Source organism: Sporocytophaga myxococcoides DSM 11118 (assembly GCF_000426725.1).
GTDB classification, from domain to species: domain Bacteria; phylum Bacteroidota; class Bacteroidia; order Cytophagales; family Cytophagaceae; genus Sporocytophaga; species Sporocytophaga myxococcoides.
On the sequence record NZ_KE384560.1, the window covers coordinates 911,673 to 927,835 of the forward strand.

The 16,163-nt window shown below is 38.1% G+C and carries 7 protein-coding genes; 2 read left to right on the forward strand and 5 right to left on the reverse strand.

The genetic code is table 11. From position 1 onward, the window contains the following. Positions 1-6: 6 nt before the first annotated feature. Together K350_RS29955 and K350_RS0122180 are read right to left on the reverse strand one after the other, a co-directional pair. Positions 7-1,131: an efflux RND transporter periplasmic adaptor subunit gene (locus K350_RS29955; RefSeq protein ID WP_051313493.1), complete on the reverse strand. Its 1,125-nt coding sequence runs from the start codon at positions 1,129-1,131 to the stop codon at positions 7-9. Further along, positions 1,118-4,285: an efflux RND transporter permease subunit gene (locus K350_RS0122180; protein WP_028981777.1), complete on the reverse strand. Its 3,168-nt coding sequence runs from the start codon at positions 4,283-4,285 to the stop codon at positions 1,118-1,120. The genes K350_RS29955 and K350_RS0122180 overlap by 14 nt, the downstream gene beginning before the upstream one ends. 840 nt (positions 4,286-5,125) lie before the next feature. On the opposite strand from K350_RS0122180, the gene K350_RS0122185 reads away from it, so the two are divergent. Continuing rightward, the gene (locus tag K350_RS0122185) at positions 5,126-7,711 is read left to right on the forward strand and encodes a TonB-dependent receptor plug domain-containing protein (RefSeq protein WP_081671105.1); all 2,586 of its coding nucleotides are present in this window, start codon (positions 5,126-5,128) and stop codon (positions 7,709-7,711) included. 560 nt (positions 7,712-8,271) lie between these two features. Here the strand turns inward: K350_RS0122185 and mgtE are convergent. The 3 genes from mgtE to K350_RS0122205 all read right to left on the reverse strand — a co-directional run bounded on the left by mgtE (position 8,272) and on the right by K350_RS0122205 (position 11,071). After that, positions 8,272-9,648: a magnesium transporter gene (mgtE, locus tag K350_RS0122190; protein WP_028981779.1), complete on the reverse strand. Its 1,377-nt coding sequence runs from the start codon at positions 9,646-9,648 to the stop codon at positions 8,272-8,274. Positions 9,649-9,955: 307 nt separating this feature from the next. Further along, complete coding sequence (gene gatC / locus K350_RS0122200) at positions 9,956-10,243, reverse strand: Asp-tRNA(Asn)/Glu-tRNA(Gln) amidotransferase subunit GatC (protein ID WP_028981780.1); 288 nt, start codon at positions 10,241-10,243, stop codon at positions 9,956-9,958. A gap of 81 nt (positions 10,244-10,324) precedes the next feature. Next, a complete protein-coding gene (locus K350_RS0122205) occupies positions 10,325-11,071 on the reverse strand; it encodes a lysophospholipid acyltransferase family protein (RefSeq protein WP_028981781.1) in 747 nt (248 codons plus the stop codon). A 187-nt stretch (positions 11,072-11,258) separates the two neighbouring features. Here K350_RS0122205 and K350_RS0122210 point away from each other — a divergent pair, with 187 nt between their 5' ends. Next, positions 11,259-16,163, forward strand: a complete 4,905-nt coding sequence (locus K350_RS0122210; RefSeq protein WP_028981782.1) for a PKD domain-containing protein — start codon at positions 11,259-11,261, stop codon at positions 16,161-16,163.

Sequence of the window (16,163 nt, forward strand, 5' to 3'; positions counted from 1 at the left end):
TTGTCTTTATTTTTGATTACCTGTATCTTGAGTGAAAGATGCTTGTTGTTTTCCAACTACATTTACTTTGGTCCCATTTGTCAACTTATCAGTAGGGTTTGTAACAAGCCATTCATCACCATTGATTCCGCTATAGATTGCAAGAAACTTTCCATAATCCCTGGCTATCTTAATTTCTTTTAGTTTTATTGAGTTATCCTTATTCAGAGTGGCGACTTCTGTGCCTTCCGCTCTTACGATAAGTGTATTCGCAGGTATCAATACGACTTCTCCTTCTCGTGAAGGTTTAAACCTGACTTGCACATACATGCCTGGCCTTAATTTAAGATCAGAATTCCTGACATGAATTTCTGTAAGCAAAGTTCTGCTGGTAGGGTCCAGAGCTTCAGCTGTTCTTGCAACATTTCCCCTGATAGAATATTCAGGAAATTTTTCAAGAATAATTTCTGCAGGAATGCCTGATGTGATATTGGCTGAGTATACCTGTGGAACATTTACATAAGTTCTTAATATGTCAATCTGTTCTACTTTAAACATCGGTATAGTATTCGAGGGACTAATGAGGCTTCCGAAGTCAACATTTCTAGCAGTGACAATTCCTGCAAAAGGAGCTCTGATTATTTTAAAGGAAAGCATGGCTTCTGTTTGTCTTACAATAGCCAGATTAGCCTCATAGCTCGTTCTAGCCTGATCTATCTCTTGTTTGGAAACAGCGCCGGGAATCTGAACACTGGAAATTCTGTCATAGTTTGCTTTTGCAAGGGATAATGAGGCTTTGGCCTGAGCGAGCTGCTGATCTATTTCGGGTGTTTCAATCTCGGCAAGCAATTGATTATTATTAACAGAGGTGCCAATATCTGTGTACCATTTTTTAATGTATCCGTTTACACGAGCAAAAATCTGGGTCTCTTTAAAGGCTCTTACCTCACCTGGAAGTTCTATTGTGGTAGTATCTTTGGTTCTTATAGCTTTTACCAGAATTACAGGTTGTGTTGAATTGATTTTTTCATTTGCTTCTTCATTTAGCATTTTTTTATTTCTCAGCTTTGGTAGAAGGCCGATAAGGAAAAGACCGGCGAGTATTATTATCAATATGAGTATTGGTAATAATTTTATTTTACGCTTCTTCATTCAATACTTTCTTTTTTCCTTTGAATACATTATAAAATACCGGAACTATAAAAAGCGTAGTAAAAGTAGCAACAATAAGTCCTCCGATTACTGCTCTTCCAAGTGGAGCGTTTTGTTCTCCTCCTTCTCCAACTCCTAATGACATGGGAAGCATTCCTATGATCATTGCCAAAGCGGTCATAACGACCGGTCTTAACCTGGTGTAGCCCGCAGACAAAGCTGATTCGTATGCATTTTTACCCGTAAGCATTTCATCATTTGCAAATGTTACAAGCAGGATACTATTAGAGGTCGCCACTCCCATGCACATGATAGCGCCCATAAGCGCTGGCACACTTATCGGTGTTTGTGTACAGAATAACATCCAGGCTATTCCGGATAATGCTCCTGGAAGTCCAAGCAATATGATAAAAGGATCAAGCCACGATTGAAAGTTGATGACCATAAGCAGATATACCAATAGTATAGCAAAGATCAGGCCCAGGGCCAAACCCTTAAAGGAGGAGTTCATACTTTGGACTTGTCCCTTAACTTCAATAGAAGTGCCTCTGGGCAGCTTTGATTGTATTCCGTTTATGATTTCATTGATCTTGTCTGATACACTTCCAAGGTCGGTATCCTGAACGCTGGTAAATATATCAATTACAGGTTGCACGTTGTAATGTGAGACAAGACCTGCAGTAACAGATCTGTCAAATTCAGAAAGGTTAGTAAGCAACTGTGGCTGTTTTAACTGACTTGATGTTATCGTTGTTTTACCCAGATCTTCTATAGAATTTATTTTGTACTGAGGTGTCTGTACTGCAACAAAATAACTTATCCCGTTTTTAGGATCTAACCAGAAGTTAGGAGCTGTTTGACCGCTGGAGGAGAGGGATATTAATACACTATTGGCAACATCTCTTTGGGTTAAACCTATTTGTTGTGCTTTGGTGCGGTCTACATTTACTTTAACCTGAGGAATATTAAAAACCTGAGGAATATAAACATCTGTAGCTCCTGGAATTTTTGAAATCTTATTAGCAATGTCAAGTGCTATTTTGTAATTGGATTGTTGATCCCTACCTGTTACTTGTATGTCTATTGGGGCAGAGATTCCAAAATTAAGGATCTGAGTTACGATGTCAGAAGGAGGGTAGCTAATCTCCAATCCAGGTATCCTGTCGTTAACAACCTTTCTGATTTTTTTCATGTAAACTTCAGAAGGAACACTTTGGTCCTTTAATGAAACCTGTATTTCGCCCTCAAAGGATCCTATTGATGAATAGCCTCCCCAGGCAAGGTTAATTCCGCTATTGGGCAATCCCATATTATCGAGCATCAGATCCAGCTCTTCAGGAGGTATGACTTCTTTAATAATGTCTTCAACTTTACCGAAAATTATTTCTGTTTGTTCAATCCTTGTTCCACTGGGAACTCTTATGTGAAGCCTGAATTGTCCGGCATCAACTTTTGGGAAAAAATCTTTTCCAAGAAATGGAAACAACAAGGCGCTGATTATGCAAAATAAAATAAAGAGAATAATTGCAAAAGTTTTACCTGTAAGAGCACTGTCTAAAATTCTTCTATAGCGCTCTCTCATTTGCTCAAATCTTTTGTCAAATCGTTTATGTATTTTCCATACAGGAGAATTTATTTTTTTATCCGGATATCGATGTGGCTGATAAAGGTGTAACTCTTTTCCCATAAGGTATTGAATGGCGACAGGTACAAATGTTCTTGAGAGAAAATAAGACGCCATCATTGCAAAGATTACTGAAATAGCGAGAGGAGAGAATAATGATTGAGCAACTCCTGAAAGGAAAAAGATAGGAAGAAATACTATGCAGATTGAAAAGGTACTTACAAGGGCAGGCAAGGCTATTTCTTCGGCACTATCGAGAATGCCCTGTTTCAAGGGTTTCTCAAGTATCAGATTCCTTGTAGTATTTTCTATCTCTACTGTAGCATCGTCTACGAGTATGCCCACAGCCAGAGCCAATCCTCCAAGGGTCATGATGTTCAATGTTTGTCCAAGTGCATATAATACAATTATGGAAGTTAGAATACTTAGAGGAATAGAAAGTACAACTACTAAAGTGCTTCTCCAGCTTCCTAAAAACAGAAGAATCATTAGTCCTGTGAGACAAGCAGCAATCGCAGCTTCTTTTACAACATTGTTTATGGAAGCTCTCACAAAAAGAGACTGATCAAAAAGCAATTTTAATTCAAGCTCCTTAGTTACTGTTGACAGGACTTTCGGAAGGGCTTTTTTTACCCGATCAATAATGTCAATTGTTGATGCGGAACCTGCCTTTAATATGGTAAGAAAACTCCCTCTTTTCCCGTTAAACCTGACAATGTTGGTTTGAATAGAATAACCCTCATGTACATATGCTACATCTTTTACATAAATCACTGCTCCATTGACTTCCTTTATGGGCATGAAATTGAGAGCATCGATGACATCTGTACTGGAGTTAAGTTTTACATCATATTCTTTTTCACCCATTTTTACGGTTCCGGCTGGCAAAATCAGGTTTTGTGAGACCAGGGCATTTGAGACATCCGTTGGAGAGAGATTTTTAGCATTAAGAGCTTCAATGTCCAGATCGACCATTACATTCCTTTGTTTCCCTCCATAAGGCAGTGGTATTTGTGCACCTTGTACCGTTGCCAATCCTGTACGGATAAAATTTGTTGCAATGTCATTAATGGCTTGCTCTGGTAATGTTTTACTGCTAAGTGCGATCTGCAAAATAGGCACATTGGAAGCATTGTACCTTAATATCAAAGGTGCTGTAGTTCCAGGTGGAAGAATACGCAATAAGCTCAGGGAGCTGGATGCAAGCTGAGCAACGGCCGCTTCTACTTCTGCACCCGGTTGAAAATAGATTTTGATCACTGAAACTCCCCGGTAGGATTGAGATTCTATGTGTTCAATGTCATTTACAGTTGTTGTATAAGCCCTTTCACATACTGTTACAATTCTTTGCTCCATCTCTTTAGGAGAAATGCCATTATAACTCCATATAACACTTACTACCGGAATGTTTATGTTTGGAAATATATCAACAGCCATTCTGCTGATAGCCACGAGTCCAAGTATCAGAATCAGCAGAGAAACTACTACAAAAGTATAAGGCCTGTCTAATGCTAATCTTACAATCCACATTTGGGAGTGAGTTTAATTTTCTGCATTAGAAGTAACTTGGGAAAAATGTAAAGGTTTACCGAGGTTAGAAGATGAAAGATTTTAATGCACCATTTTTAAATTATTTTCTTTAAAAAAATGAAGTTTCAAATAAAATTGAATACTAAAATTAATATTCAGGCAAAACTATAATTTCTCTGTTTATGCTTATGATCTTTAGTTGGCTGCAAAATCAATTCATTCACTAAGATTGAGGCAGATGTATAACACCCCGGGAAGCAAAAGAAATTTATGGGACCAACAATACATCATTCGTCGTAAAACTTAACTACAAATTCAGACTGTTATAATAAACAACAAGATAACAAGGTGGAAAGCTTAAAAGGTATGATTTGCTAAGTGAAAATGCAAAGACCTGAAAAAAGGCATTTTGCGCCTATTGTTTTAAAATTTTTTAGAACAAGTTTTGCGTAAATGATTGAAAAACTGAAGGTAAATTTTTTATAAAATGCAGAAATCCTTAATAAAAACGAAAAAATACTGACGACAAGTTGAAATAATTATCTCTTGTATTTAATGTATTGGTTTTTAGGGTATTGTCTTATTTTGTGGAGAAATAGTATTATTTTTTATTGTTTTTTTACCCAACCTTTTCTTTGGCCTTTCAGATTTGGAGTCTGTATAGACCAACTGGTATTTTTTGAAGACTATTTTGGAATTTTTGAGCTTTATTTGTTTGCATATTTTCAATTTTTCTTACATGGTATTTTTGTGGCTGTTTAACCCATATTTAACCATTGCCAGAGGTGAGCGTAAAAACCGACCACGAACAAGTATCAGAAAATTAACCAGATAGCAAATATGAGTAAGAAACGAATTGTTGGGATGGCTATAGCAATAGCGTCTCTGACAAGTTTAGAACCTACAAAGGTTTTCGGTCAAAACCCGGCCGAAAGCACAGAAACAGCGCAGGGAGACCTACTCGAACTCTCGTTAGAAGAATTGTTGAACATGAAAGTGACTTCCGGGTCATTCTTGGACCTTGATCTTAAAAACTCAGCCTTGAGTTTGACAGTGATTAATCAGGAGCAAATCCATCTTTCAGGAGCAAGACATCTTTCCGAGTTGCTTGAAATTTATGTACCTGGCTTTCAATACATGTACAATAAATGGAATGGTGTTATCTGGGGTATGCGTGGTGTTGCTGCCGATAGAAATACTAAATTCATTTTCCTTGTAAATGGTCACAAAATGAATACCGAAGCAAGAGACGGAGCCAACATGGAGCTGGATCTTGGTATGCTTGGTGATATAGAAAGAGTTGAAATTATCCGTGGTCCATCTGGTCTTATTTATGGTTCCGGAGCTATCGGAGGTGTGGTTAACATTGTTACAGAGCGTTATAAGAAAGATGAGATCAAAGCTTCTACAACTCAGGGAAGCTGGAATGGTGAGAACTTTAGCCATCAATATGAAGCTTCTGTTGCTCAGAAAATTAATGAGCATTCTAATTTATTGGTTACAGGAGGTTTCAGAAAATCAGATGGTATCGGTATGGAGAGAGGTCGTCTTTTGGGAAGACCATCATGGCCTTATCCTCAGTGGCTTGAAAATCCTCCCGCAGACGGAGTACCAACTTCCGGAAGTGCATGGTCAACACCAGGTAACTATAGATTTGGGGTAGATTTTAACTATAAAAATTTCAGATACTATAGCCGTTATACACACCAGGTAACCAATGCTTCAGGTTATTTCCCAGTAGATCCATGGCCTGATTATGCGCAAGGAGACACTTTGGCACCTGATAGAATGGTTGATGGAAAAATGCAGAGTCCAAAAGGTTTTTACGGACAAATTGAACCATATGCTACAAACAGAAGACAATATGTAATAAACAACTTTACTAATCAATTTTCTTACGAACTTCCTGTTAAAGATAACAGCGTAATGCTGAATGCGGGATTTGATATGAATACAAACCGTATTCAGATTGAAGATATTAAAAGTGGCGTGGTCGCAAACGCCAACAGTTACTCTTCAGACAGAACTGTTCACAGAGTTGAAACATTTGGGGAGCGCAGGTATAACGCTTCAGCAATGTATGTATTAAAGACTGTTCCGAAACTTCAACTTGCTGTAGGTTATCAATTCAGATTATTTGATATCGGTAAAGACATGGCGGGGTACAACTCTCAGGATGAGAAAGCTACGCACCCAATCGTATCAGACGTAATTTACACTAACCATGCGTTGTTTGCAGAAGGTATCTATAAGCTGACAGACAAACTAAATGCTCAATTTGGTCTGAGATATGACAGACATACTCGTACTGCACAATTCGGCGGCGTTGTAACTCCTAAGATTGCTCTTGTAGCAAAAGCTAATGAGAATAATATCTTCAAATTGATTTATCAGACATCAGCAAACAACGGTAACGCAGATAACTATGAGTTTAACAGAAACACTATCGGTGATAATGGACAACCATTTGCAGGAAATGATTACCATTATGAAAAACCATTTGAGAGACCAGGAGCAAACTCTAAACCAATCCCTCCGGTAACCAATGACATTCTTCATAAGCTAAGACCAGAAAAGTCAAGCTCGATAGAGTTAACAACAATGCACTCTTTACTTGATAATCGCTTAAGTGTATTGCCCTCACTTTCCTATACTACAATCAAGGACTTGTTTACATGGAATCAGGACCTTTTCAGAGTGGTAAATTCAGGTTCTTATAGCTTCGCAAATGCAGAACTTGATGTTCGTTATAACGGTTCGAAAGTTTCTCTTGGTATCAACCACGTATTGTCAAAACTTGCTAATACTAAAGTTGCTGACCATTATGAATCATATGAGGTGCTGGCATTTAAACCAGGAGTATATGATTCGACACTGGTAGGAGGTGTCTATAAATACACACCGAAGCCACTTAAGAGTAATGTAGATCCAACTAAAGATTCTGTAACTACAGTTAGGACAAATTCTATCCGTGATCAAATCACAGTAGATGGTAAAAACTTCCTGAACCTAGCATCTAACATTACTAAAATTTACCTTGATTACAAACCAACAAGCTGGTTGACTTTACACTCTGATGCAAGACTATTCTGGGGATTAACAGGTCGTCGCGATATCTATAACTATAGCGCAGCAAATCCGACAAACCCGATTTTGCAAGCAGATTATGGTGCAGCTTATGCATGGAACAATCAGTATCCTACTTATGGAATCCAAAGCCATCTGATGGTAAAATGGAACCTAAGTGTTAACATCCAGGCAAATGAAAAACTTTCATTCTCTGTATATGCTTATGATATCTTAGCAGGAGCTAGATCGATCAATTCACTTAGATGGCAGCAATTAGGTAGCTCAGATCAAACAGACTTGTATGGTGTTGACAGAACTTCATTCGCTGTAAAGCTTAACTACAAATTCGGATTATAATAAATATAAACTACTTAAAAATAAGAGAGTGACTTTAACCGGTCGCTCTTTTTTGTTTTATAAACAATGTTCTGGAAATAAAGCCTAAGTATAGGCAAATGAAATAGAACAAGCCCAGGAAGATTTTCGGGTGTGCCACGAATCTTCCGCAGGGTGTTATATAGCCCCGTGGAGGAAATCCGATCTTCCGAGGTATCTCATAAAACTTTTGTGGGTAGCCACTGAATCTCCGTGGGATACCACTGAATCTGGGTGGGATACCACGAATCTCCGTGGGGACTACCAAACTTCCGTGGGTTTCTCCACCGAACCTCTGTGGGTTCCCACGGAAGTTCCGTGGGACCTCACGAACCTCCGTGGGTTCCCACCAAACCTCCGTGGGTGTTCACCGAACCTGCGTGGGAATGATAATAACATCTATGAGAACCCATGGACAACTAACTTTAAATACTTTCCCTCTGGAAGGGGGCGATATTTTTTTATTAAGACTGATCAGGAGATGACTTTACCATATAAATCCAAACTTTAAACTTTTATACTTTCAACTTTATGCTTTCAACTCACAAAAGCGTTCCTTTCAGAAATAAAAACGCCATAGAAAAATAGATAATAATACCTGTTACATCTACTATTGTTGCTACAAAAGGAGCGGATGATACAGCAGGGTCAAAGCCAAGACTTTTCAAAAAGATCGGAAGCATAGATCCGGAAAGCGTTCCCCATAGTACGACACCTATTAGGGAAAAACCAACTGTGGACGCAATTTTTACGGAATGCTCTCCATAGGCATCAAACAGAGTACTCCAGATGATAACCCTTAAAAAACCAATTATGCCGAGAATAAGCCCAAGCATAACACCGGAAATGATTTCTCTCCTGAAAACTTTCAACCAGTCTGCTTTGCTGACTTCTCCCAATGCCAGAGCCCTGGTAATAATAGTTGCAGCCTGAGAGCCTGAGTTTCCTCCGCTTGATATAATTAATGGAATAAATAATGCAAGCACTACTGCGCTTGCTATTTCATTTTCAAAGAAACTCATTGCTGAAGCAGTTAGCATTTCACCAATAAATAATATGATAAGCCAGCCAGCCCTTTTCTTCACAAGGCTTGGAAGATTTATATCAAGATACGGCTCATCCAAAGCCTCACTACCTCCAAGCTTTTGTATGTCTTCAGTATCTTCACGTTCAATTACATCTAAAACATCATCTGCTGTTACTATTCCTAGTAACTTGCCATTGAAGTCCGTGACAGGCAGGGCAAATCTGTCTGTTTCCATAAACGTGCTTATTGTTTTTTCCTGATCAGAAGTTGCTTCCAGACTTACAAACCTGTTATCTACAAGATCTCCAATCGTTGCTTCGGGCTTTGCAAGCAGTATCTCCCTTATTTTTAAATCATCGATCAGCTTATTGTCCTTGTCTACAACATAAATAAAATTTATAGTTTCGCTATTGAGCCCGAAGTCTCTTATAAATTTTATGGTTTTCTCGCATGACCATTCGGGCCTCACGGCAATGTAGTCCGTGGTCATAAGTCTGCCAATACTTTCAGGCGGATATTCCAATAGCTTAAGAGCATCTTTCCTTTCCTGTACAGAGAGCATGCTCAGCCATTTCGCCAGAGATTCTTTTGGCATTTCACTGAACAGTTTAGTCCTGTCATCAGGTGAAAGTTCGTTGAGCAGCGAAGAGGTAAGGTTTAATGGAGCTATTTCAAGTATTTTATTTTGCAGGTTAAAATCGAGGTGCTCGAAAGTCCTGGCATTTTTAGGAAATGGAATAGCAGAGAAAAGTATCTTTAACTTTTCTTCTTCCTGAAAAAAATCCTTCTGAAGTTCATTAAATAATTTACCGATTTCTTCAGGAGGGGCTTCTTCGGCAAATGCAAGAAATGCTTCTCCTGTCTCATTCTGCAATAATTCTGATTTCTCCATTCTTGAAAAAATGATGGCTTCATAGCTATAACCTTTCAGGGAAGGAAAAGATTAGAAATTATGGAGGATAAGGCTTTTTTCAGAAATATAATTGTAGCAGAAAATGGAATCATAAATGAACAAGTCATTTATGGGATATCTATCTAAACGGTGTATGTTCAAATTTTCTGCGCTTACTAAATTCTGTATGATTTTTCGCTAAGTCACCGCCTTTTTTGAAAGAGGAGGATTTATGATAAGTCCTTTTAGAATTCAAAAAAAAAGCTGCCCCAAAAGAGCAGCTTCTTTAAATATGTATGAATATTTTCTATCCAAGGAATTTTGGAACCCTGAAATAATCTGAATCCTTTTTTGGAGCATTATACAAAGCTTCTTCATGTTTCAAAGTCACTTTAACTTCATCTTCTCTAAGTACATTTACTTCGGAAGACATATGTATAAGCGGTGCAACATTAGAAGTATCAAGCTCATTGAGTTTATCCATCCAGTCAAGAATTTTATTAAAATCTTTCAAAATTTGCTCTTCATTTTTCTCTTCAAATTCCAGTCTGCCCAAGTGAGCAATTTTTCTGATGGTTTCTTTATCTATATGCATATAATAAGTAATGTCAATTTTGTCAAAAGTACTAAAATTCTGAATTCCAATAAAGTTTTTAAAACCGGAGATGATAAGTTTTTAAACCAATACTACTTCTTTATTTTGCAGGATCAATTCTCTTTGAATGATATCAAAAGTCTTATCTTTTAGTTCGTCCACATCATCAAGTGTCATTCCTTTTGTTTCAATTGGCTCGTGTACAATTACTTTCATAAGGCGACGATTGGGCACATATTTACCGTCATCAGGGAGAATCAGCCAGTTATAAGGAATCGTAACAGGCACAATCGGTACCTGTTTTTCAATTGCTATTCTAAATGCACCATCTTTGAATGGAATCATTTGATAACCTGCATTTTTTGGAATCGTCCCCTCCGGGAAAAACGCAAGGCTGCGTTTTTTATCTATTGCTTCCATGGATTTCTGCATTGTATCATACCTGCTTAATTTACTGTGGCGATCAACAGCTATGTAGTAGTTGCGGAACATGTAGCCAAACAAAGGTACTTTAGCAAGTGAAGCTTTACCTATGAAAAGGTAATATCCTGATAATGAATAACACAAAGTCGGGATGTCTAGATAAGAAGAGTGGTTGGCACAGTAAACATAGGCTTGCTTTTTATTCCGTTTAAAACGAAATTCTACGTTGGTTCGCAGCAAGCAACTGCCAAAGACAGTATAAGCCCACACTTTATTAAAGAAATGACCATATTTTTTCCAGCTGTCTCTTAAAGAGAATAAAACGAAAAATGGATAAATCAGCAGAAATACAACAATGAAACAAAACCAAACCCAGATTTGGTATAATCTTTTTCCGATACTCATAGAGCAAAATTAAATTAAAAAAACAAGTAAGAAGAACCAGCCATTAATTTTTACGTAAAATTTATTTGATAAATACTGTTTATACGGGATTTAAATAAATGAATTTGATTAAAACAGCTTACTTTACAGGTTCATTTTGGATTCATCTTTAGTGAATTTCAATTTACTTAATTCTTCAGATTGCGTTATGAAACCAAATTTGAAAATATTTTTATATTCACTTGCTCTGGTAATCAGTGTATTGTGTTTGTCTGCTCAGTCAACTTCGGCACAGACAAAAAACAGTTATTGGTGGTGGTGGTATTTAAATTCTAATGACTGTATTTCTTATCGGAAGTCACCGGATACTTCGGTATGTGCACCAACAAGGATAACAGTGTCTTTAGAAGATATAAAATTTAAAAAAGGAACTTCTAATTTTAGTATCTTTTGGAGCTTGACCCCTTTTACAAGCACTCCTACAAGTACTTCAATGGGTAAGGAGTATATTGTAAGTGTTACTCAACCTACTACTGTTTATTTTCTTATTACAAATAACAATTGCACTGAAAAGGGTTCAATCCAGATTTATGCCACAACTGCTGCAGCCAATGGAAAGGCGACTATCACAGATCTTAAATCATCCTACTGTATTTCAGGGATGAAGTCGAGAATATATGGTACACCAGCAGGTGGAATATTTACTGGTCCGGGGGTCGTTTCAGGTGGAAAAGACATCTGGTATTTTGATCCGGCCCTTTCTGGCCCTGGTAAACATGTTATAAAATATTCAGCTGGTTGTATTGTTCCGGCGCAGCAAACAGTTACAATAGACCCTGCCCCTTGTTCTTCTGTATTGGTAGGAAATGGATCAGGATCTGTAGGTTTGATAGAAAGTCCTCAGGGTATTACGACTACCTGTCAGGGGAAAATTTATTTCAGTGACAGTAATAATAACAGAATCTGGGTAATTGATGAAAATGGAGCTCGTACGATTATTAATACTGGAGGGACCAAAGGAAACACAGTAGGTACCGATCCTACAACGGTAAAGTTAAATCTTCCTACTGGTCTTGTTTCATTTGGTAATACAGTTTATTTCTGCGATCAGGTGAACCACAATATAAAAGCTTATAATCCCACGACTGGTGTGCAAATTATTGCTGGTGAAAATGCAGCAACACCTGTTGGTGGAGACCTGGATGGTATCGGAACTGCTGCAAGATTCAGAAATCCTTATGGAATTGCAATTGATGATTTGGGAAAAACCTTATTTGTTAGCGATTCCAGAAATTTTAAAATTAAAAAAATTGATATTGCTACAAAGCTGGTAACTACTATCTCCGGATCAACTACCGGTGATGTACCTGATGGTACTACAGTTCCAGGACCTGTAGCAGCTTCTGCAGCTCAGTTTGGTTTGCTGGGACACTTAAGCTTTGCTGAAGGTAATTTATATATTGCGGATCCTTCAAGGTCAACAATTAAGAAGCTAAATCTGGCGACCAATATGGTTTCTATTGCTGTAAACAGGAAAGGAAGTGATGAAAGGGTTTCTGGTCTTGCAATTGACTGCGATGGAAATGTTTATTATTCGGACGTTAACGGAAATAAGATTTTTAAGGTATCCGCTTCAGGAGGTATTACAGATTTAGGGGTATCTGCCTTAGATGTTCCTTCTTCGATTTCTCTTTACAATAGAGGATATATTGATATTGCAAACTTTACAGGTAATTCCGTAGTGCGCGCTACCATAAAAGGCTGGAAGGAATCAGCTTTTGCAGGTCTTAAGAATTTTTATTGTAATACAGAAACAACACCTTCTGCATTAACATCTACCATTTGTACTAAAAATCTTGGAGCAGGAAGTTATTCGCAACCTGCAGAATATATAAGTGGTAAATGGCAATTCAATCCTGCAGGAAAGACACCAGGGATTTATTCTGTTAAATATTATTTTACCTCAGGAATGTCTTGTGCCGATTCTTTAAGTAAGGATGTATATGTCTTTGCGACTCCAGAGATGGAGCCTTTGCAAATACTTTCAGACCTTGCCTGCGGAAATTATGCTATTGTAGCTAAAATAAAAGATGCTGTAGCATCTCCAATGGATACCATTATCTGGAAAAATTCAAAAGGAGAAGTTATAAAGATTTCTGCAGGAAGCAGTGATACCTTATATTTAAGCAGCGTTGCTGCATCTGCTTATTATACTGCATTTGCCAAAAACCCTGCCTGTTCTTTTAGTCTCAATAGCGATCCAACAACATTCAAAGGGATGAGAATTAAAAAACTTCCTGAAGATACTGCAATTTGTGCGGGAAGTGCGTTTGGGTTAAGAGTAGAACCAATAGTTTTTAAAACATCTACTGTTTCCTGGACCCCTGCTAATCTGGTAGGAGATCCGTCGAGTCTCTTAACAAGTACAGCAAAGCTTTATGCAACTACCCTTTTTAAAATTACTATTGAAGCTGGAGGGTGTATTACAACGGATTCTATTAAAATAATTGTCAATCCTGTTCCTGATACATTGAACGTAAGTCCGTATTTTTTATGTCCCGGTGCCGATACTCTTATTGGAGTTCCTGAAGCTGAGACGAATGGAATAACTTATAAGTGGCAATACAATTCTCCGGATTATCCAAAATATATTAATATTACAGAGACTACTCCTGCAGTTGTAATTAATCCGCCATTTAATCTAGTAATTCCTGCCGGAAAGCCGTTTTTGCAAAATTATTATCAACTGGTGGCGACCAATGAATTTGGCTGCATAACGAAAAGTGATGTCCGCATTGCAGTCTTTCCTATTCCTCAGGTCAATATGGGAAATGATACAACAATTTGTAAAGGTCAGTCTGTTCAGATTGGTATACCTCCGGATGGAAACACGTATCTGTGGAATGCAGATCCTACTATTTCAAATGTAAATGTCTCGAATCCCTTCGTAACACCTGTTGCCTCAACAGATTATATTGTTAAAGTAGCGGGAGTAAGGTGTGCTAATTACGATACCATAAAGGTAAATTTAAAGTCACTGCCTCCGAAAGCTGCTATGGACAGAATAGTTGGAATGTGCGATGGTGACCCTGCAATTCTTGGTCCTCAGAATCCTTCTTCTAATTACCAATACGAATGGTCTCCTGCTGCAGGACTGGATAATTATCTGAGCCCTAATCCTAAAGCCACCCCTTCTGTTTCAGGTATTGTTTATACACTTACAATGAAGGATGCTTCAGGAACACCTGTCTGTTCTGATACTGCAAAGGTAATAGTGAAAATTTCATCTAAACCGGCCAATGTGGTTCCAAAGACATTTCCTGCTTCCGGCATTTGTCCCGGGCAAGCAGCTGGTTTGGATGTACCATCTGCTGCTGGATATAAAGTAGCGTGGTGGCCTGCAGAAACATTGAACGACAGTACTTTATGGACTCCGACAGCGAAGCCTACAGTTACTACAAGATATAAGGTAAAGGTAACTACAGGAGATGGTTGTTCTGATACCTCTTCAGTTGAAGTGCTTGTAGATAAAATTTCTGTGGATGCTGGTACAGATATTATATTCTGTCCAGGTGACAGTGGTAAGTTTAAGGGTACTTATCAGTCAGTAAGCGCACTTACTTTCCAGAAATGGTCAGAAGATATTGATGGGATCTCTAATGCAACCGGCGTTTCCGATATTCAGGATTTTAATGCATTTGTAAAAATTGCAGAGGGAACATCTAAAAAGTATTATTTAAAGGTGACAAACAGCAACAGCTGTTCAGTTGCTGATTCAATTATAGTTACAGCAAGTAAAAAGCCAACAGCTGATGCCGGAGAAGATACGGGAGATTGTGTTGGAAATACATTTATGTTAGGTGGTGTGGGAAATCCTTCATTACCATCCACCTATAGCTTTAGCTGGACTCCTGGTAACTATACAGATGCCAGACCATCTGTATCTCCTCCTACTGCAGGGATCAATACTTTCATTCTGAATGTTAAAGATAATGCTACTAATTGTACTGCTGCAGATACTGTTGAATTGACAATCAGGCCAAAACCAGTGAAAGATGAAATTGTATCAAACACTCCTCAGGCATGTGACGGAACGAATGTAACACTAAGTGTTAACCCAAATTCAAGTTTAGTAACCTGGATGGATGATGAAAATACCCTTCTGGATCAGGGAGCTACTCATAGTGTAAATACTGATGGTACTTATTATGCAATTTTTGAACAAAACGGTTGTTATGATACCAGCAAGTACACCATAGATTTTATGGCGCCTCCCGTAATCAGTTCTATTGAATCTCCTCTAAAATCTTGTATGGCAGATGGAATACCTTTAAAAGTTATTACAGCTCAGGGAGATGGAGTACTAGTTTATGAATGGACTGTAGCTTCCTCTACAGGAGAATTTTCAACTCCGGAAAAAGATTCCACTTTCTTTAAATCAGACAACTCTTCACTTGCATCAGGAGTGAAAACATTTACCGTAAAGGTTAGTAATCAGTGCGGAAATGTAACTTTAGATAAGGATGTTACGTTTGTTCCATCTCCGGAGGCTTCATTCAGAGCAGATGGACCATCCAAGAGCCTGGATAATACCAGTAAAGAAACGATGGATGCCATTTCAGGCGACGTAATATCATTTGTAAATACAGTAGACACCGTGGCACAAAACATAAGTACATGGAAGTGGGATTTTAAAGATGGTAACACCAGTAACCTCTTTAACAGCAGTTATACCTACTCTAATCCGGGTAAGTATAATGTAGAGCTTACTGTTGTTAACAAAGACGGTTGTGCTTCTGTGGCGAGTCTGGGAGTTGAAGTGCTTTCAAGCAAATATTTATTTGTGCCGAATATATTTAATCCATATTCAAGAAATCCGGAAAATTCAGTTTGTAAGGTTTATGGTTTGAATATTTCTTCTCAAAGCTTTACTTTTAAGGTCTTCAATAAATGGGGAGAGGTGGTATTCGAAACTTCAGACTTTAACATGGCTAACAGAAAAGGCTGGGACGGACAAAATGCTCCGATGGGAGTTTACACCTATATGGTTGTTGGTAAGTTTAACGACGGTTCGGAGTTTGAAAAATCCGGAACGGTTACACTTGTGAGATAA